The sequence below is a fragment of the Scytonema hofmannii PCC 7110 genome (assembly GCF_000346485.2).
GTDB classification, from domain to species: domain Bacteria; phylum Cyanobacteriota; class Cyanobacteriia; order Cyanobacteriales; family Nostocaceae; genus Scytonema; species Scytonema hofmannii.
Map to the genome: position 1 here is coordinate 10961553 of NZ_KQ976354.1, position 19135 is coordinate 10980687.

At 41.3% G+C, this 19135-nt stretch carries 17 protein-coding genes and 1 pseudogene; 6 read left to right on the top strand and 12 right to left on the bottom strand.

Annotated features, from left to right (window positions below; genetic code table 11):
* The first annotated feature begins 79 nt into the window (after positions 1–79).
* Together WA1_RS46145 and WA1_RS46150 are read left to right on the top strand one after the other, a co-directional pair.
* Positions 80–397 carry a hypothetical protein gene (locus WA1_RS46145; RefSeq protein WP_017744849.1) on the top strand — a complete coding sequence of 106 codons (318 nt, stop codon included), beginning with the start codon at positions 80–82 and terminating at the stop codon, positions 395–397.
* Positions 397–843 (top strand): type II toxin-antitoxin system VapC family toxin, encoded by a 447-nt coding sequence (locus WA1_RS46150; RefSeq protein ID WP_017744850.1) that lies wholly within the window; start codon positions 397–399, stop codon positions 841–843. Before WA1_RS46145 ends, WA1_RS46150 begins: the two co-directional genes overlap by 1 nt.
* A 112-nt stretch (positions 844–955) precedes the next feature.
* Here WA1_RS46150 and WA1_RS46155 read toward each other — a convergent pair whose 3' ends face one another.
* The 3 genes and pseudogenes from WA1_RS46155 to WA1_RS46170 form a co-directional block, all read right to left on the bottom strand.
* Complete coding sequence (locus tag WA1_RS46155) at positions 956–3016, bottom strand: caspase, EACC1-associated type (protein ID WP_017744851.1); 2061 nt, start codon at positions 3014–3016, stop codon at positions 956–958.
* Positions 3017–3254: 238 nt separating this feature from the next.
* On the bottom strand, positions 3255–5093 hold the full coding sequence (locus tag WA1_RS46160) for a bifunctional serine/threonine-protein kinase/formylglycine-generating enzyme family protein (protein WP_017744852.1): 1839 nt from the start codon (positions 5091–5093) through the stop codon (positions 3255–3257).
* A 294-nt stretch (positions 5094–5387) separates the two neighbouring features.
* Positions 5388–5708: pseudogene (locus tag WA1_RS46170) on the bottom strand (transposase); the annotation flags it as partial.
* A gap of 136 nt (positions 5709–5844) precedes the next feature.
* Between WA1_RS46170 and WA1_RS46175 the strand changes: the two are divergent.
* Complete coding sequence (locus WA1_RS46175) at positions 5845–6180, top strand: hypothetical protein (protein WP_017744855.1); 336 nt, start codon at positions 5845–5847, stop codon at positions 6178–6180.
* A gap of 136 nt (positions 6181–6316) precedes the next feature.
* Here the strand turns inward: WA1_RS46175 and WA1_RS46180 are convergent, their stop codons facing one another.
* On the bottom strand, positions 6317–7198 hold the full coding sequence (locus WA1_RS46180) for an RpnC/YadD family protein (protein WP_017744856.1): 882 nt from the start codon (positions 7196–7198) through the stop codon (positions 6317–6319).
* Between the two features lie 760 nt (positions 7199–7958).
* On the opposite strand from WA1_RS46180, the gene WA1_RS46185 reads away from it, so the two are divergent.
* Positions 7959–9623: an MBL fold metallo-hydrolase gene (locus tag WA1_RS46185; protein WP_017744857.1), complete on the top strand. Its 1665-nt coding sequence runs from the start codon at positions 7959–7961 to the stop codon at positions 9621–9623.
* A gap of 105 nt (positions 9624–9728) precedes the next feature.
* On the opposite strand, the gene WA1_RS46190 is transcribed toward WA1_RS46185, so the two are convergent.
* From WA1_RS46190 to WA1_RS46225, 8 genes are all read right to left on the bottom strand, one after another.
* Positions 9729–10040 carry a DUF6679 family protein gene (locus WA1_RS46190; RefSeq protein ID WP_017744858.1) on the bottom strand — a complete coding sequence of 104 codons (312 nt, stop codon included), beginning with the start codon at positions 10038–10040 and terminating at the stop codon, positions 9729–9731.
* A gap of 566 nt (positions 10041–10606) precedes the next feature.
* Complete coding sequence (locus tag WA1_RS46195) at positions 10607–10828, bottom strand: hypothetical protein (RefSeq protein ID WP_017744860.1); 222 nt, start codon at positions 10826–10828, stop codon at positions 10607–10609.
* A gap of 713 nt (positions 10829–11541) precedes the next feature.
* Positions 11542–12342 (bottom strand): Nif3-like dinuclear metal center hexameric protein, encoded by an 801-nt coding sequence (locus tag WA1_RS46200; protein ID WP_017744861.1) that lies wholly within the window; start codon positions 12340–12342, stop codon positions 11542–11544.
* Positions 12343–12431: 89 nt separating this feature from the next.
* Positions 12432–12845: a secondary thiamine-phosphate synthase enzyme YjbQ gene (locus WA1_RS46205; protein WP_017744862.1), complete on the bottom strand. Its 414-nt coding sequence runs from the start codon at positions 12843–12845 to the stop codon at positions 12432–12434.
* A gap of 51 nt (positions 12846–12896) precedes the next feature.
* The gene (locus WA1_RS57805) at positions 12897–13082 is read right to left on the bottom strand and encodes a hypothetical protein (RefSeq protein WP_017744863.1); all 186 of its coding nucleotides are present in this window, start codon (positions 13080–13082) and stop codon (positions 12897–12899) included.
* Complete coding sequence (locus WA1_RS46215) at positions 13079–13372, bottom strand: hypothetical protein (RefSeq protein ID WP_026134819.1); 294 nt, start codon at positions 13370–13372, stop codon at positions 13079–13081. Before WA1_RS46215 ends, WA1_RS57805 begins: the two co-directional genes overlap by 4 nt.
* Before the next feature lie 126 nt (positions 13373–13498).
* A complete protein-coding gene (locus WA1_RS46220; RefSeq protein ID WP_017744865.1) occupies positions 13499–14572 on the bottom strand; it encodes a glycosyltransferase family protein in 1074 nt (357 codons plus the stop codon).
* Complete coding sequence (locus WA1_RS46225) at positions 14548–15726, bottom strand: aminotransferase class V-fold PLP-dependent enzyme (protein ID WP_017744866.1); 1179 nt, start codon at positions 15724–15726, stop codon at positions 14548–14550. Before WA1_RS46225 ends, WA1_RS46220 begins: the two co-directional genes overlap by 25 nt.
* A 115-nt stretch (positions 15727–15841) precedes the next feature.
* Between WA1_RS46225 and WA1_RS46230 the strand changes: the two genes are divergently transcribed.
* Both WA1_RS46230 and WA1_RS46235 read left to right on the top strand, forming a co-directional pair.
* Positions 15842–17383, top strand: a complete 1542-nt coding sequence (locus tag WA1_RS46230; protein WP_017744867.1) for a TM0106 family RecB-like putative nuclease — start codon at positions 15842–15844, stop codon at positions 17381–17383.
* Positions 17384–17648: 265 nt separating this feature from the next.
* Positions 17649–18824: an esterase-like activity of phytase family protein gene (locus tag WA1_RS46235; protein WP_017744868.1), complete on the top strand. Its 1176-nt coding sequence runs from the start codon at positions 17649–17651 to the stop codon at positions 18822–18824.
* The last annotated feature ends 311 nt before the right edge of the window (positions 18825–19135 follow it).

The following is a 19135-nucleotide window of genomic DNA, read 5'->3' on the forward strand; positions in this document are numbered from 1 at the left end:
TATAATAAATAATCTCTTAACCCTATAGATTCTGCATCTTAACTAGGTGACAAAGTTTAAATAATTATTGATGACAAATATGTCTACTAATGAGAAGAGCCACTCTGCTCAAACACTTGATACATTACAGGAGTCGCACAAAGAGGATCTAGAAACTGTTATTCAGGTTTTAGCAAAGGTAACAAGTCTTTCTCCTGAAGCAATTAAGCCCCACCTCAATACAATGCTCGCTCAGTTGGTAAAGTCGAAAGAGCGTCCATTCTATGAAACCGCCACGCCTGAAGAGTGGGTTAAAGCATTTCGTGAATGGGCAGATAGCCACAAGCGAAATACTCCCTTATTATCAGATTATGCTTTGAGTCGAGCAGGAATATACGAGGAGGATGAAGAGATTTAGTGTCTTACCTTGTAGATACCAATTTGCTACTACTCAGTGTAGAGCCACATCATCCTATGTATAGGGACACTGTGAATGCGATCGCAATACTGCGCTCAACAGGACAAGAACTTTTTACTACATCCCAAAACCTCATAGAGTTTTGGCGGAGTGCAACACGCCCTGCTGAAAAAAATGGCTTAGGGTTAAGCATAGCTGAAGCTGAGATAGAACTGCAACGTTTAGAAGAGCTTTTCCCAGTACTACCAGATGTACCTGAAATTTACCCAGAGTGGAGACGACTGATTATAGAGTATGGGGTCATAGGTGTAAATGTGCATGATGCAAGGCTGGTCGCTGTTATGTTAGTAAATAGACTAACTCACATCCTAACTTTCAACACAAAGGACTTTACCCGCTATTCTACTGAGATCGCTCCAGTGCATCCAGCTTCAATTGGACTCTAAAAAAAGAAAATCGGTTTTTGGCAAAAACTGGGTTGCTTGCAACTCGTATAACTTGTAACTCTTGATTTTACATTTAGAAACCTGGTTTTTTTGAGATGGTTGAGAATGTTCTCTACCATCTGCTGACCACGCGGAAACCCACGCTCATATCCCGGTAGTCACGCGAGTGGCGATAGCGATACGCCGAGCGACAATTCCACGAAGCACCGTTCCACGAGCCGCCACGTGGTAGTCTTGCTTGATTACCAGGATCTTTCGTCCAAACAGTGCCGTCTACAGGTGCGTTCTCATAGTTATCATGCCACGCATCTTGACACCATTCTAAGACGTTACCATGCATATCGTATAAACCAAACCCATTTGGCAAAAATTTGCCGACATCGGTTGTTTGCTCTCGATATTCCCCCTTCACTCCATTTGCGTAAGTGAAATTACCATTGTAATTAGCCAAATCTGTTGTAATCGTTTCGCCACAATGAAAGGGGGTCGTCGTTCCTGCTCGACAAGCATACTCCCATTCTGATTCACTGGGCAAACGATAATTCTTTTCAGTCTTTTGAGATAACCGAGCGCAGAACTCAACAGCATCATCCCAGGATACCTGCTCCACAGGTTTGTTTGCTCCTTTGAAGTGAGAGGGATTGGGATTTAAATCTATCTCTATTTTAGGAAAAGCAGCGACAGCTTGCCATTGAGCTTGGGTGATGGGGTACTTCCCCATATTGAAGGGTTGAATGGTCACAGTGTGCTGTGGACTTTCCCAATCATAACGTCCTAGTTCACTTTCAGGTGAACCCATCAAAAACTGACCTCCAGGAATTGCTACCATCTCCAGCAACACACCATTCCCCAAGTCTTCTGTAAAGAACTCTGCTCGATGAGAAGTGTGGTTAATATCGCAAGTTTTCTTTCCTATCCCCAAAAATCCCGATCGCACTGTAATAGTGGCAAACTTGAACTCAAACTGCTGAGTTTGAGTTGCAGAGGATTTTGGCTGAGAAACTGTTGCTCCTTGTCCTTTGTCTTGCTCTTGTGATTTTATTTGTTGTTCTGGCTGCAACAACTTTTCTTTTTGTTGGCGATCGCGCTCATATTCTGCTTTGTTAGAACTTAGCACTCGTTGTTCTATTGAAGCAATATCTTCATCGCGCAACCCCAAATATTGCTGATATTCTTTTAAATCTTCTTGTACTCTTGGTCTAAACGGGTATTCTTGTTTAATTGCTTCAACCAACGCTTGCTCATATTCATTGCACTTGCGTTCGTACTCTCGATACGGTTGGAGTACTTCCTCTTCAATAGCTGTTCCCTCTTCTAGAGATAACCCCCACTCATCCCGCTTCGAGTCTAACATCCTCCGAACAAAGACAGAAAACTTACCCTGTCCTTGCTGTGCTCGACTTTCCACTTCCTTGCGATACTTCAGCTTGGGATCGTCTTTTGGCGACTTTGCTAGTAAAATTCTGTAGCCTTCCTCAACAGGAAAGAAATTAGGAGTCATAGCAGGGGATGCTTCTTGCACCTTGCTGCTCGCATATTCGTGGAGTTCATCTACAGAAATCCAACCATCTCCGTCTTTATCAGCTACACCCTTTTCAATCCCTTCTACTAAGTAACGGGTGTAAATCGAAAGTTCCGATCCTTCCTGCTCAAAGGAAAGCTGGGTAGAACTGGAAGATGTGAGGATAGCCCGCCCCTTACCACCGAGTTGTGTTCGGATATCAACTGTGCCATCATCTTTCACAGTCAAACCTTTGGCGATCGCACCACTAAAACAGCAGTCTAATACAATCACCTGTCGTTGAGATCTACTCCCATTTATGCTTTCATGTATAAAAGTTGCTGCTACTGCGGATGGTGTCACCAATTTTCCATTCTGTTTGCGAGTTACACGGGTTGATAAATACAATCTTCCGCTTTCATCTGTAATTCCATGACCGGAGAAATAAAATAGCAACAAGTCCTCTTTTTGACCGTGAGAAAATAGCTCGTAGATAGCATCCTCCATTTCTTGGCGTTGAGGATTTTTGAGCATTGCAATCTCCGTAAAACCACCCATTTCCGGATTTGCCAACACTCTTTGCATTGCTTCAACATCTTTAACCGCCGCAGGTAACGGATTCAATCCCGGCTCATATTCACTCACTCCAATTAGCAGTGCTATTTTCCTCATGTTAGACAACCCACATCTCGAAAAATTTGGCTCCTCTGTAATCTACGGAGGAAGATTGAGAAATTCCTGTGCTTTTTCAAATGCATAGTTAAACTTTTCGTTATGCTCTGCTTTTATTGTCAGGTTTTTTTGAGATGGTTGAGAATAGTGCAAGATGTGAATTGAAAAAAAGACTGAAAAATAGGTCTAAACCTCTTGATTAAATGAGCCGTTTTGTATATGATTTAAATGGTATTATCTATCCATCCCCAAAAAAGCCAAAAAAATTTGATCGCGCACAGCGCGAAAACAGATAAAAGTGAAAAGAGTAAAAGAGTAAAGTGTAAAGAATTATAAAGTCCTCGGCACCGGGACAGCCACGCGCACACCAAAGTATGTGGGAGCGGAAGTCACGCGAGAACCTGCCGCGATACGCCGAACGGCAATTCCTCGGATCCTTGATCCACGAGCCGCCACGCAGCAATCTTGTTTGATTCTCATTATCTCCCATCCAAGCAGTGCCATCTACGGGCGCATTTTTATAACTATCATGCCACGCATCTTGACACCACTCCCATATATTACCATGCATATCGTATAAACCAAATCCATTTGGCAAAAATTTTCCGACATCCGTTGTTTGCTCTCGATATTCTCCCTTCACTGCATTCGCATAAGTGTAATTACCATCGTAATTAGCCAAATTTGTTGTAATCGTCTCGCCAAAATGAAAGGGGGTCGTCGTTCCTGCTCGACAAGCATACTCCCATTGTGCTTCTGTTGGTAAGCTATAAGTCTTACCTATTTTTTGTGAAAGTCGTTTACAAAACTCTACAGCATCATTCCAAGAGACTTGCTCAACAGGTCGCCTCGCCCCTTTAAAATAAGATGGATTGTTCCCCATCACAGTTTCCCACTGTTGTTGTGTAACAGCATACTTACCGATAAAAAAACTTTGAATGGTAACTGTGTGCTGTGGTCCTTCATCCGATGCTCGCCCCAGTTCTGTTGTCGGTGAACCCATCAAAAACTTGCCACTCGGAATTTCTACCATTTCCAGGCTAATACCGTTACCCAAGTCTTCAGCAAAGAAATTCGCCTTACCAGGGCGGCGCTTGGTAATCTTTCCTTTTGCATCCACTGTCACTACTTCAAATGGAAAGCTTTTGAGAGTTAAATTCCCTGTGTTTGTGCTTCTTTGACCCACAACTGCGGCTGTCAAACCAACACCTACAAATCCGACGGTTTGAATAACTTTACGCCGTGACCATTGAGTTGATTGTGACGATCCAGACAGTGATTGTGGCGGTGATATCAATTCTTGCAGTGCTTCTACCGCAGACAAGTAGCGGTACTTGTAGTGACGCCGCACCATTTTCGTTAAAACACTGGTAAGATAGTTACTCACCTGTGCTTCTTGTACCCAAATGACTTCACCCGTACCGGGGTGTTCTTCTAAACTCGAAGGCAAAATACCCGTTAGGGCTTGAATCGCAGTCATTCCCAAAGCATAAACATCACTACCCAGACAAGGTTTGCCATTCTTCTGCTCATTTGGCATATAGCCAGCTGTACCAATGACAAAGCTGGAAGTGATTTCACCTTGAGCATTCACCATCAAGCTGCCAATTTCCTTAACAGCCCCAAAATCAATTAGGAAAATCTTACCATCTTGATGGCGTCGCATGAGATTTTGAGGTTTGATATCGCGGTGAATGACTCCTTGCTGATGCACAAACGACAAAACTTCTAAAACGTCCTGCAATAACTTGGTGACATAACCTTCACTCAGTCGCTTACCAAGTACGATTTCTTGACTTAAATCTTGTCCTTCAATAAATTCTTGAACGATATAAAGATTTTGGTTCTCACAAAAGTGTGCTAAGAGTTGGGGAATTTGCGGGTGTTTACCCAGTCTTTCGAGAATTGCGGCTTCTTTTTCAAAAAACTCTACGACACGGGGGTGGGTATGGTTGGGACGCAGTTGTTTAACAACACACAAAGGCTTACTGGGTTGCAAATGGTCTCTTGCCAAATAGGTAATGGCAAAGCCGCCTCCGCCCAATTGGCAAGTGATTTCATAGCGTCCAGCTAGCATAGTCACAATCTAAATTGTTCTACATTATAGTAGAAATTACCACGATTATCTCAAGAGATTCTACACATTCTGCAACCTAATTGCCAAAAATCTGAGAATGGGGAGTGGGGAGTAGGGAGTGGGGAGTAGGGGAAGAGGGGTTTTCATTTATTTTGGTGACGAATTCTTCATGGCGATCGCTGAGGTGTCAGAACCCCGGTTTCTTAAAGAAACCGGGGTTCTAATGTCCATCCGAGTTGTCTTGGAGGTGGAACAACTCACACCATATAAATGGCTCTCAATTTTTCTAAAAACTCAGAATAACTGACGCAAATCATCTGGACTATTCACAGTTTTAATAGCTTGCTGAATGGTCTTCAACTGCTCTAAATTGGTAATTTGAGAAATTTCTGGCATCATTTGTAATGCTTGTGTACCAAATTTCATTTCTAGAAGCATTTCAATGCTTAATAACCTCTCCTCTCGCCGTCCGCGTGCTTCCCCCTCTTTTAATATTTCCTGATACCATGAAGACTCTCTCAAAACTGCCATGTTCTACCTCATGATTTGTTGAACTAAAGCACTGTCTAATACAAAACTAGCAAAAAACGCTAAAACCGTTTCTAACTGACTTAATCATTACCTGATGTTTGCAAGAGCCTTTGTACTATAATCCTAAATCATTTGTAAAATTTTCTCTTCTCTCATTTCTTTGTGCTCTTTGCGTCTTTGCGGTTAATAAACAGGAATAATAATTTTAGGATAGCTCAATATGTTCAAATCAGACACAATTATCCGACCAGTATATTATCGAATTATTGAAAGACGTGGAAAGATTTGGGCATTTAAAGAAGGTACACCTTTCATCAATCTTTTCAATGCACCCGATCTTGATATGGAGGACTTGTTTGCCCTTTTCGATACTTCTATGGAAAAAATCGCCACCGAACTGCGACGCATTAATGGTGGTAAACAAGGTTATTACCTAGCAAATATTTTGGATAAAAAATACTATTACTGCGGATTGAAGTGGAAAGATGTCAAAACCAAGCTTCAAGAATTGGGGATTGGTAGACCAGACTCAATGGGAAATTACGAGAATGTTTGATTCGTATAAATAGATCGTTCAGGTGTCAGAACCCCAGTTTTTTTAAGAAACCGGGGTTCTAATGTCCGCTTATCTGAGTCATATTGGTGATGGAACAACTCACACCATATAAATGGCTCCCAATTTTTGTAAAAACTCAGAATAACTGACGCAAATCATCTGGACTATTCACAGTTTTAATAGCTTGCTGAATGGTCTTTAACTGCTCTAAATTGGTAATTTGAGAAATTTCTGGCATCATTTGTAATGCTTGTGTACCAAATTTCATTTCTAGAAGCATTTCAATACTTGATAATCTCTCCTCTCGCCGTCCGCGTTCCTCGCCGCGTACTTCCCCACGTGCTTCCCCACGTGCTTCCCCCTCTTTTAATATTTCCTGATACCATGGAGACTCTCTCAAAACTGCCATGTCCCACCTCATGATTTGTTGAACTAATGCACTGTCTAATACAAAACTAGCAAAAAACGCTAAAACCGTTTCTAACTGACTTAACCGTTCATCAGTACGCAGAATTTGCAAAGCTTTTTGTATGGTGGCTCGTTCTGCACCACCTTTGAGTATTGGTACAAAGGGAAGTAAAGATACCAAAGATTGTTGAAATACAATTTCCACATCCACTTCCCACAGATTTATCACCTGATAATCTTGTCGCGCTTGTAAACCTGCAAAGTTGGATTGAAAGCTTGTGGGAATTTTCACATTACCTTCTTTGAGAATGTTGATGAGTACCGGATATGTCGGAAGATCGTATTTTTCTTCCGCTAACGCCGCATAAGCCCGTATTCGTTTGGGCAGATTTGTTTTGTAGCGCAATTGTAACTCATTGAGAACGAGAAATTCTCCATACTCAGGACTTTGAACGCGGATTAAGACATCATTTTCCCGACTAATCCATTGAAATTCTGAGTTAATAATCTCTTTGACTTCAAGGTTGGGAAGTTGAGTCACCCATTTGACCCAATTATCAGATGCAAGGCTTATTAGTTTCTTGGTGCTGATGTCAGCAGATTGTGCCATGGAGAAAACTCACGTATTATTTTAATCACACATTTTAGTGATTATAAGTAATAATTCGCAAAGCTGACGAAAATGCGATCGCCTTGTCCGCAATATTCCCTTTCTAAGGGGAGGGTTAGGGTGGGGTATGAATTTCCAGTTCCCTCCCCCCTACTCCCCACTCCCCACTCCCCACTCCCTATTTTCAAGCTAGTAGACAGTATCGCCCAAAGAACCTACAATACTAGTATTTGGAGTAGATTTACTCATTGCTGAATTTTCCCCAGCATAGTAAAGACATTCAGGTGATTTCCCCAAGAGCGGGAATCGCTACTATTAAAATCAGAAAGTCTTTAGAGTAGAGGGTAACAAACACATGGATGTCAAGCTGATTTTAGCCGCTTTAACAGTTGTTTTCACAATTTCGTGCTTGATCTTTGGTACGAAGAATGGATTTTATGACTCAGATAACTATCATGGCAACGGCTCTGCTCATTAATTTTTCCATCGCATTAAGACCATCGCTAACCGTCTTAAGCTTAAAATTTGATTAAGTTTCATTACCGATTTTTTTTGAACCTAGGGCAAGTTTGGTATAGACTCTATAGGCGAGTAAAAGCCATTTCAATGGGATGGGCATGTCTAACTGAGCTTGCAAGTGACTCTCTGTGGATGGGTTTACCTTCCACAGTTTCTGTCTATAAAGCACCTAAGTGTCTTCCCCTACAAATATTGGCTTTTGGCGATTGGCTAAAAACACGAAATTAGAGGGGAGGCAAAAATGAGCGATCGCCTATCACCATCCTCTGGATCTGACACAAGGGGTACAGCGAGTGAGTTGGAATGTTTGCCATATGGCGTCCACCATGATAATGAAGGCGTTTGCTTGTTGGTGCGAATGGGACCACACCGCATTCTGCTTGATTGTGGCTTGACGGATATCTCTCCCCTAGCAAAATCGTTGAAAAAACCAGCACGTCGGGGTAGCACGCCTCTACCAGCAGATTTAGTTCTCATCAGTCACGCCCATCCAGACCATACTAGGGGGTTGTTGGCACTTCATAAAGCATTTCCACTTTTACCGATATACGCCAGCGAAGTCACCAGTAAATTACTACCCCTGAGTTGGCTAGACCAAGATACTGAGGATATTCCTGCTTTTTGTCAGGCATTACCCCTACGTTCACCTGTGGAATTTAAAGATGGTTTGGTAGCAGAGTTGTTCCCCGCAGGTCATCTTCCTGGGGCTGTAGCAATTCTTCTTACATACACGACTGCACAGCGTTCTTACAAACTTTTGTATACGGGAGATTTTTTCCTATCTAACTCTCGATTAGTCGAAGGTTTGCGTTTGGAGGAATTGCGGGGTTTAGAGTTGGATGTCCTGATTGTTGAAGGGAGTTATGGAACTTCCCGCCACCCTCACCGGCGCAGCCAAGAGAACCAGCTAGCCGAAAGAATCAATCGAGCGATCGCAGAGCGAACCTCAGTGATTATACCGACCTCAACTTTGGGATTGGGTCAAGAATTACTCATGCTATTACGCAGCCATCATCATTTTACCGGACGGGATTTAGATATTTGGGTTGATGGAACTGTTGCTCTTGGGTGTGACGCTTACCTGGAACTTCTACCTCATTTTCCCGCCTCAGTCCAAAACTTTGCTCGCCATCAACCACTGTTTTGGGATGAACGAATACGTCCTCGCGTGCGTCGCTTGCAGTCAGAACAGCGTTCCCATATTGGTCATTCTCCTTGTATTATCCTGACAGACGCTGATGCCGATTTACAAGAGTACTGCTTTCCTGGAACAGGTCCTTGGTTAACTCTCTTCCCAGAAAAAACCAATATAAAAATTGATAACCGATTCTCGGAACTCACCAATATAGAAACTTACCTACTGGCTCAACACAGTGATGGTCCGGGTACTACCCAACTCATTCACAATTTGCGACCGCAACACGTTGTTTTTGTCCACGGTTCCTCGGCATACCTAGCCGATTTAACCAGTTTAGAAGAGTTGCAAAACCGCTACCATCTCCATTCGCCAAATCCGGGGATTTTGGTAGAGTTACCAATTGGCGAAACTTTTTTACAGCCAGCACCTCCAGAAACTAATTATGAAGGCGAACTGACCGAACTAGCATCTGTTGTTACAATAACCCTTCCCGATGCGATCGCCGCCGATCCCCGTTGGCGACAATTTGCCGACACAGGTTTAATTGAAGCCCGTTGGCAAGGAGAAGAACTTGTGTTGCGAGGGCTAACACAAAGAGAACTCCTCAATCAGAATAGCGATCGGCCTACATGGTCTGATGTTGATTGCTGTGGTACCTGCCGACATCAAAGGGGACAGAGGTGTTGGAATCCCTCGTCCCCGTTATACAACTTCAAGGTAACTCTTGAAGGTTATTGCCCCGCCTTTGAGCGAAATAATGATGGTTAGTTGTTAGTTGTTAGTTGTTAGTTGTTAGTTGTTAGTTGTTAGTTGTTAGTTGTTAGTTGTTAGTTGTGGACTACTAACCGCCAACCACTAACCACTAACCACTAACTAATCTGGATTTGAATCAGTAAAGCGATTGCGGATGCGTTCTGCTTCTGGACAGTCTTCTGTTAGAAGAGGTTCGACATTCCCACGGGGGACTGATGCTAGCTTTTGAGTAACAGCACCAATGCTTTCAAGGCGAACCATTTCTTCCCAAGAGCAGACCTCATCTTCTTCTTCTGTTTCGTAACGGAGGGTGACTAAATCTCCCTCAATATCGATGATACGGGCGCGTTCAATCCAGCGTTGCTGGTCCCGCAAGAACACGCATACCTCCCGCCCATCACAACAAAGCTGATAAATCTTGCGGTGTAGCATCTATTGCTTCTGCCTTTTTAAATCTAGTTAAATCTGTCAACATTTGGGTTTTCCCGAGTTTGTGACACCTTTTTTAGGTTCGTACAACGTTCCCAATTTGAAGTGTCTTTCCTGACCCAAGCCAAAGACTGATTTGTAGTTTTTTAGCTATGTGGGCTTTATGGGTCATAAAGTTTGCTGTTACTGTACCAGCTAAACTCAATCCTAGTCGGGGTGATTCAAAAAATGTTTACTTCATAGAAGTCACATAATTCCGGATTTACCCCAATTTGGTTAAAAGACTCAGGGGAGCCCTGTTTACCATTATGTAATAAAAGATACTCCACAACAAAAGGTAATTGCGGTTGCTTTAGTTGCCTACTTGTAATCATTGGCATCCTTAGGAACTCTAGGGACTTTGCTTTACTTTTACCCCTATATAGTTGATCTTAGCTTATTCTCTTGTAACCTTCACGCCTTTTCACCAAACAACACCTTGAATAGTTCTTTTTTTTTACTTGCTACCCAATCTAAATTATGTTTCCTATTCTCAACAATTCATCACCCACTCGTCTCCCCAGCAATAATTAGCTGATTGCATTGTACACGAGAAACTCTAAAGGCATAGCTTTATGCGAGGACGATTCTCGTTTAATCCGACCAACGCGAACTGCATCATATAAATCTGATAGGGCTATCAAATCTTTTGATTGATAACTTCTTGTTGTTAGCACCTGGTAAAGAAGACCTTCAGATTCAACACTAAGGCATCCGGTTTGGAAAGCAGATTCAACGAGTGTGCGGATCATGTGATTGGAGTAGGTGTTGGTGAATTCTTCCCTCCACTGTGGCTTATTTTAGTTTCTTGCGATTTGATGCAGATCTGCCTATCTTTGTGATTTTTTATGGAGTTTTTTTGTGATTAAAATCACACTAAGTTGATATTCAGGCTAATTCTCATTATACCTCATTTTATTTCAATCATCATAAGCAAAGCATACACAACCCTACAGCTATACACTGTAATATTTCTGATTTTTTAATTATTTATTTATACTACACCATTTAAAGTTTTTACTGATAAAATCTGTTTTTACATTACCAGAGCGCCAGTACATTAGTCAGCGTGGAGGCAAAAAACTTATTTTCCAATTCTGCTGGGTTATTTGTTATGACTGTACTGGCGATCTAGAAGCTCAAATATTGCTCCTCGTTGTCCGAGTTCTAGTAGAATTGCCTCAGTAAGCCCCCAACACAACTAGAATTGAGCATTTTTTACTTCTGATAAATTAGAATACCAAGAAATATAAGATAATTCTCTTTAAATAAGAATAAAGTATTTTCTTATTAGTGTGTTATTTACATGAATTAAATAACTGGGTCTATTTTTATCTAAAAGCCTGCGATCGCAAGTACTTAAGTTGTTATAGATATTAACGTAAAAACAAATCATTTTTTTCAAGATATTGTAAACCGCAGTTAAAGTTTGTTAAAAACGGAACACATATTTTTACGACATTTATCAAAGAAATAAGCGAAAATCCTCATCTTTATGACTCAACTGCACCCACTCTATGTTTAAAGCTTGTAACTTTTGTACCAAGCGATCGCATGCAGGGCGTTCTGTTGCGTAATGTCCGGCATCAATTAAAATGAGATTGCGATCGCGACTTTCTTGGAACTGGTGAAACTTACAATCAGAAGTTAAGTAAGCTTGAGCACCTGTTTTAAGAACCGCCGAAATAAAACTAGCACCCGAACCACCTAAAACCGCAACTCTTGAAATCACCTGCTCTAAATCTTCTGTAGGCGAGAAAATCAGATGAGGTGGTGCTAGTTTAGATTGGATTGTTGTCAGTAAATTCTTTAAAGTAAGAGATGGGATAAGATTTCCCACGCGTCCATATCCCAGACTTGATTGAGTTGTGACGACAGGAGAGACGTGCTGAAGGTCTAAAATTTGAGCCAAAACATCAGCCGTTCCATCCTCGACCTGATCAAAGTTGGTATGGGCGCTATAAATACCAACATTATGAGTAAATGCTAATCGCACCATTTCACTGACAGCATCGCCAGTGCGTAGGGACTTAGGTGGAGTAAAAATCAAAGGATGGTGAGCAAAAATCAGATTCACAGGGATACCCGCATTGCGTAAAGCGAGTGCTTCTTGCATTACCGCCAAAGTAGGTGTTAAACACACTAGAACTCGTGCGCTTTCCTGCAACACCCCAGGCTCAACTTGCCAACCGCAATTATCCCAATTTTCCTGCCAAGCTGGATTTGCCCATTCTTCAAACCAAGCTATTAAGTCTGTAATTTTCATTAGTTGTTAGTTGTTAGTTGTTAGTTGTTAGTTGTTGTTCAACAATACTACTATCTACGATCTACTAACCACTATCTACTAACCACTATCTACCCAAAAACATGAACAACCAACTCTCTGACATGACTTCTTTGTCTGTGTTCCCATACATAAATTCCTTGCCAAGTACCCAAGACCAAATGACCATTATTTATAGGTATATTTTCTGAAGTGTGAGTTATGGCTGTGCGGATGTGTGCTGGCATATCATCGGGACCTTCAGTATCATGGATGTAACGAGCAGATTCTGGCGCAAGTTTTGCCATAAAGTTTTCTAAATCCTTAAGTACATCAGGATCTGCGTTTTCTTGAATAAGCAAACTGGCTGAGGTGTGGCGTAAAAACAAGGTACATAGACCTGTTTCAACGCCTGATTCGGCAACTATAGCTTCAATTTTAGACGTGATGTTGTGTAAAGATTTACCAGTAGTAGATACTCTAAGTAGCTTTTGGTAATGTGGCATTGTTATTAGTCACTGATCGCTGGTCACTGGTCACTGGTCACTGGTCACTGGTCACTGGTCACTGGTCACTGGTTCGACTTCGCTATCTAGCCATGGAGAGTTAAAGTGAGTCCACGGAAGGATAGGCTTATTTGGTAAGTTGGGGGTTAAGACTGTGATATTTGCTGGATCGGGTTTTGGCAAACGCAAGCCTCTAACCTTAGACTCCTTATCATTAAATTGTTGAGATGAACTCATAAATTTTGTTGTAGATTGGGTATAAAATAAACAGCTACTACGTGTAGCAAAGCAACTAAGGCAAGTCCCCAAGTAACACCAGCAGCATAGAACAAAGATAGAGAGATGTCATTCAATGGCTGCTTGTTAGCATTATATGTCTCTACCAAGTTAACTATCATCTGTAATTGATATTCTTCAGGCTGCATTGTTAGCAAAATTTGCCGTTCTTCCTTCTGCTTATCCAAAACTCGACGCACATCTTGAGAGGCTAAGCTCAAAGTCAAGGTTGATAGATGTTGTGGTTCCATTAGATTTTGGATTTTGGATTTTGGATTTTGGATTTTGGATTGGGTAATAAGCATCAGCGATTGCCTCTACACCCCCCACTCCCTCCCTCACTCCCCCCCCACTCCCTACTCCCTACTCCCTACTCCCTAGAAATAATCAATCACAGCATTGGCTATAACTTCATTCCCATCCTTGGCAATGGGTTGAGATTGCTTTGGTGGGTGAGGTGGTTGGTTGAGAAAATCCCAAGTTCCTTGGAAAAATTTTGATGGAGTCAGAATCTGATGATGGTTGTAGTTAGCAATACCATCGATTAGAAAAGCAGCCTCTGCAAAATCATCACGGGTGACTGAAACAATAGGCAATCCCAATTTGGTTGCTTCCGCAAAAGTACTGAAGCCCGGTTTGGAAACAACTCGCCCGCAAACAGGCATAAAATCCACGGGACGGTACTTTCGGTCACTGACTGGAATTATGTTAGGCAATTGGGGAGCTAATTTATCAAAGATAATAAATTGCCAATCGGGGAACTGTTGCAGATTGTCATAGGGAATTTGTTGCAAACCCAATCCGCCGAAGGTGAGTAGGATAGTTTTTTCTGTTGGGGCTGTAATTCCCCAGGTAGAACGCACTTCTTCTGGGGTATAACGGGGAGAACCGCCTGTTAATCCTGTATCTATGATGTTTCTAAAGGCACTCATTGGTTCATTGAATGGAAGACGATACAAGCGATCGCATTTTGAGTAACAATCACTTATCCAATCAGCAATTTCTGTAAAGCTTCCACCCCAATCTCTATAAACAAAATCCCATCCAAAGTTACTGACTGTCCAGCAAGGTATACCTGCGGCTTTGGCGATTTCACTTGCAAGGAAGGGAACATCTGCCAAGACTAGCTGAACGCGATTTTGGCGGATAAAATTCACTTCAGAAGCAATGATGGAATTTTTGTTTTTTTTGATCTCCAGTAATTTTTCCAAAGTAGCGACTTTATCCATCTGCAAACTATCCGCCTGCACTACACCTAAATCTAACGCACGGGGACGCTGGATAAAGTCGCCTTCAATATAGCAATCTAACAACCACCGTGGAGCCGTTGTCACCATAATCAGCAGAACTTCCGAGTATAACTTCTGAATGGTGGCGGCTACGGATGCAGTGCGGGTTGCATGGCCAAAGCCGTGATTGGTGATTGCTACGTATAAAGTGGGTCTTTCCATCTTTGAATTGCTTCTACTAGCCCATCGATTTCTGATTCTAATGTAAAATAATGCACACAAGCACGCACGCATTCGGGATCGGCTATTCTTCGGGTTAGGTATCCAAGAGATTCTAGGAACTCCACAAGTTTCTGACTGGTTTGAGGCGTGTGATGAGTCAGTTGAAAGGAGACTAAACCACTTTTTGGTGGAGAAGTACGCAAACATTCTATTTCTGGTAGCGCTTGTAGACGTTGCCAAAGATACTGACTCTTATGACAGATTTGCTGAAACCTTTCTGTTGCTGTTCCCCATTGTTGATGAAAAGAAATTGCCTCTCTTAACCCCGTATATAACGGATAATTTGATGTTGCCACTTCGTAGCGTCGCCCATCTGGATACCAGTTCACTGATTTGGCTTGACTATTAGAAATGATTCCACGCCAACCAATAAATGTGGGATGGTGATTTTCTCTTGTTTCCGGCTTTATATACAAACCTCCCACTCCACCCGGTCCGCACAACCACTTGTGACCTGTAAAGGCGTAAAAATCAGCTCCCAATTCTGTTAAATTTAAAGGCAGTAAGCCAACAGATTGAGCTGCATCTATCATAAGCCTGGTGTTGTTCTCATTGCATACTTTTGCTATTTTGTCAATAGGCAAGATTTGACCGGTATTCCAAAGAACATGACTGAGTATTACAAGGCGAGTTGTTGGGCGTAAATGCTGAACGATCGCGTCTACGGGATCGCCCCCATTTAAAGTTGCCATAACAGGACAAACAGTAACTTCAACCGCTTCTCTACGACAAATTTCCCGTGCGATCGCTATAATACCAGGGTGTTCGCAATCAGATAACAGCAGGTGGTCGCCAGAGTGCCATTCAATACCCCACATAGCAATATTGCAACCCACAGTCACATCTTCTGTCAAAGTTATAGTCTCCGGTGGTGCATTTAACTCAGATGCGATCGCAACTCTAGTAGCTTCTATTTCTTCCTCTATCCAGCAATTGACTTTAGTACCGAAAGGACCGACTTGCTGAATGTAAGCTTGAGCCTCAGTCATAGCATTCATAGCAGATTGAGGCATTGGTCCTTGACCGCCATAGTTAAAATAAAATTTGTTTGCTAAAGCAGGGATTTGCTCTCGATGGTGATGCAGTGTACTCATTAGTAAAGTATGTAGGATAAAGGATGAAGGATAAAATACCAGTCTTTCATACTTCTAACTTTAATAGTTACCTGTATCACTGCCATAACGCGCTCATTCTTGTTAGGCTAGGGAAATGCTAATTAATGCTGAATCACTGCTGCAATATCAACGTTGCAAGCGCCGACCTTTTTTAGACCGTCGTGCTGACAAAAGTCAGCGCGACCCAGCGAATGACTTACTGCTGAAACTGCAACAAGACAAAATTGCTCACAAGCGGAGTGTTTTGGCACAGTTTAATTATCAACGCCCGGACTACCGCTTTGGAGATTGGGAGACAGGTGAAACTGCAACATTAGAGTTGATGCAGCAAGGTGTAGAGTGCGTTTCTCAAGGAGTGCTGATTGCCAATAACTCCCTGGGGTACACTCTCGTCAGTCGTCCCGATATTCTTCTTAAACAAGCAGGAATGTCTCGCTTTGGAGATTGGATATACGTTCCGGTAAATATTGAACTGGGTAAACGTCCCAAACAGGAATATCAAATTACAGCAGCATTTCACGCTTACGTATTAGCGACAGTACAGCAAGTAGAGTTGAAAACAGCTTGGCTTATCTTGCGTGGGAAAGAAGCGAGTTATCCTGTAGATATTTCAAGATGGGAACCGCAAATGCATGCGGTTATGGGGGAGTTTATTCAAACACTAGAACAAGACGAACCACCAGAGGTATTTATCTCTCGTCAGAAGTGCAGTCTTTGCCCTTGGTACAGTAACTGTTATGCTGTAGCCCAAAATCAAAAACATCTTTCTTTACTGCCGGGAGTGACACCTGTTCGCTATAAACAATTAAAAGCACTAGATATAACAACTGTAGAGTCTCTAGCTGAAACTCATCCAACACAATTAGAACACTTACCTGGTTTTGACCGTGCAGTGGCTCCCAAACTTATTTTACAAGCTCAATCTATAGTTGAAAACCGACCCATTTTTTTACCTTACTTATCATCAGTCAAAGACAAAGATGTAAATTTCTATACTTCAAGTGGTTCTGTTTATCTTGAAGAAACAGAACGAAGCGACTTGAATAATCTTAACGCAACTTATCCTTTGCAAGAGATTTTGTCTACAGCCCCTGTGGAAATATTTTTTGATATTGAGGCACAACCCGATTTACATTTAGATTATTTATTGGGAGTTTTGATTGTTGATAGACAAGCTAATACGGAAACGTTTTACTCCTTACTTGCAGAAAAGCAAGAAGATGAAAGATTAATTTGGGAGCAATTTTTAGATTTGGTTGGACAGTATCCAGATGCACCTATTTATCACTTTTGTGTTTATGAATCTGATACAGTTCAACGGTTAGCTAAACTTTACCAAACTCCATATAGCTCTGTACTCCCCGTACTGAACCGATTTGTGGATGTTTATGAGATCTTAACGCAAAACGTAGCTTTACCAGTAGAGAGCTACGCTTTGAAAACCATTGCTCGCTGGTTGGGCTTTGAATGGCGAGACTCAGAAGCAAGTGGTGCTAAGTGTATTTACTGGTATGACCAGTGGTTACAAACAGGCGATCGCGCTTTGTTAGAAGTTATTCAACGTTACAATGAAGACGATTGCCGTGCAACCCGCAGCGTAAAAGATTGGCTTGTTAATTTTTTTTATAATAGCTAATAGATGTAACAATGTAGGGTGCGCATTGCTAGTCCTGTCAGGGTGATTCAAAAAACAGGAAAATTATGCCCAATCTTCGACATCTTACCTTCGTGCTCTTTGCGTCTTTGTGGTTAAAAAATCTTTTTAAACCGCAAAGACGCAAAGAGAAGAGCAGAGGTTGTATTATTTGGAACTTGAATGACGTTAGCCACCTTGACAGGGCTACACCCTACCTAATATTGCAATAATCGAATAGAATTCTTATAACTAAAAGCCATTAACCATGACGCAATTTGTTAAGAAATTATTTAAATTTCCAACAATTCTTTTTCTGATTATTCCAATTCTCATTATTGCTATATTTTTCATAGATTTTCCCGCACCATTTGTTCCAATAACAGGAATAGATTTTATAGGTTCTGCTAGTTTTCCCACGAGCTTCTCTTTCCAAAAGACTCCGATGGGAGGGTTTTCAGGTATCACTTACGATCCTAAAAAGCAACTCTTCTACACTATATCTGATGACCGTAGCGATAAAGCACCTGCTCGCTTTTACACATTAAAAATCGAGCTTGGTAATGGACTGTTAAAAAATGGAGGTGTAGTTCCTGTTGGTGTCACCACACTCTTAAATGAAGCCAAACAAACTTTTTCGAATGGAAGCCTGGATACAGAAGGAATTACTTTAAGTAGTAATGATACTGTATTTATTTCTTCTGAAGGCGATGTCAGGCAACAAATAAACCCTTTTATTAAAGAATTTTCACTATCTTCCGGTCAAGAACTGACATCTCTACCCATTCCCAATAAATTTTTACCAGAAAAAAGTGGTAAACGAGGAATCCGGAATAACTTAGCTTTTGAGTCTCTTACCATGACCCCAGATGCGAAGTACTTGTTTACCGCAACTGAAAATGCTCTTTTTCAAGATGGTTCAGAGCCTAAACCAAAAATCAGCAGTCCTTGCCGAATTTTACAATACAATCTTCTAACGAAAAAACCCGACAAAGAATTTCTTTACCTAACTGAAGCGATCGCACCTCTTTTTAATCTTTCTCCCAGATTTGATAGTGGTTTAACAGATTTAATTGCTCTGGATAATTATGGAAACTTCCTCAGTATCGAAAGAACTTTTACTGGCTTGGGTTTTTCTATTGCAATATACCAAGTTTCCATAGAAGGTGCTGATGATATTAGCAAGACAGAGAGCCTTGCAACTGTTGACATTAAAAATATCAAACCTGTTCAGAAAAAACTGCTTTTTGATTTAAGAAAACTAAATTTAGCTTTAGATAATATTGAAGGTTTAACCCTTGGTTCCAAATTACCAGATGGACAGCGATCGCTTATTTTAGTCAGCGACAATAATTTTAATCCGCTTCAACAAACCCAGATACTAGCCTTCAAGCTAAAAATGGAAGCACCCATCGTTAGGCTCATCCGCCGTCTTTTTCAGTGACCAGTGACCAGTACTTTTACTGAGCGGCTGAATAACGTCAATATATTCTATCTTTTGTTTCCGTGTATCTTCTTATATGCATTTTTTTCTAAATATGTTAAATAAGAATTAAAAGATTTTTACTGAGTATTTTACAAAAATTTATCATTTTTTTATCTTAATCTTTATGAAATTTTATCTATGTTTAGAGTTTCTATAAAAACTTTTAACATTACTTTAAATACAATTGATGATTAAGAGAGGCTCTGCCATTTTCAAACTGACTCTTTTTTAAAAATATTATTTTGATAGGAACAAATCAAGGTTAAAAA

Bases quoted from the DNA above. Each gene is read 5' to 3' on its own strand.
- WA1_RS46190 (WP_017744858.1), bottom strand. From the start codon at position 10,040: ATGCTACACCGCAAGATTTATCAGCTTTGTTGTGATGGGCGGGAGGTA.
- WA1_RS46145 (WP_017744849.1), top strand. From the start codon at position 80: ATGTCTACTAATGAGAAGAGCCACTCTGCTCAAACACTTGATACATTA.
- WA1_RS46185 (WP_017744857.1), top strand. From the start codon at position 7,959: ATGAGCGATCGCCTATCACCATCCTCTGGATCTGACACAAGGGGTACA.
- WA1_RS46225 (WP_017744866.1), bottom strand. From the start codon at position 15,726: ATGAGTACACTGCATCACCATCGAGAGCAAATCCCTGCTTTAGCAAAC.
- WA1_RS46180 (WP_017744856.1), bottom strand. From the start codon at position 7,198: ATGGCACAATCTGCTGACATCAGCACCAAGAAACTAATAAGCCTTGCA.
- WA1_RS46155 (WP_017744851.1), bottom strand. From the start codon at position 3,016: ATGAGGAAAATAGCACTGCTAATTGGAGTGAGTGAATATGAGCCGGGA.
- WA1_RS46175 (WP_017744855.1), top strand. From the start codon at position 5,845: ATGTTCAAATCAGACACAATTATCCGACCAGTATATTATCGAATTATT.
- WA1_RS46230 (WP_017744867.1), top strand. From the start codon at position 15,842: ATGCTAATTAATGCTGAATCACTGCTGCAATATCAACGTTGCAAGCGC.
- WA1_RS46235 (WP_017744868.1), top strand. From the start codon at position 17,649: ATGACGCAATTTGTTAAGAAATTATTTAAATTTCCAACAATTCTTTTT.
- WA1_RS46195 (WP_017744860.1), bottom strand. From the start codon at position 10,828: ATGATCCGCACACTCGTTGAATCTGCTTTCCAAACCGGATGCCTTAGT.
- WA1_RS57805 (WP_017744863.1), bottom strand. From the start codon at position 13,082: ATGAGTTCATCTCAACAATTTAATGATAAGGAGTCTAAGGTTAGAGGC.
- WA1_RS46220 (WP_017744865.1), bottom strand. From the start codon at position 14,572: ATGGAAAGACCCACTTTATACGTAGCAATCACCAATCACGGCTTTGGC.
- WA1_RS46205 (WP_017744862.1), bottom strand. From the start codon at position 12,845: ATGCCACATTACCAAAAGCTACTTAGAGTATCTACTACTGGTAAATCT.
- WA1_RS46200 (WP_017744861.1), bottom strand. From the start codon at position 12,342: ATGAAAATTACAGACTTAATAGCTTGGTTTGAAGAATGGGCAAATCCA.
- WA1_RS46215 (WP_026134819.1), bottom strand. From the start codon at position 13,372: ATGGAACCACAACATCTATCAACCTTGACTTTGAGCTTAGCCTCTCAA.
- WA1_RS46160 (WP_017744852.1), bottom strand. From the start codon at position 5,093: ATGCTAGCTGGACGCTATGAAATCACTTGCCAATTGGGCGGAGGCGGC.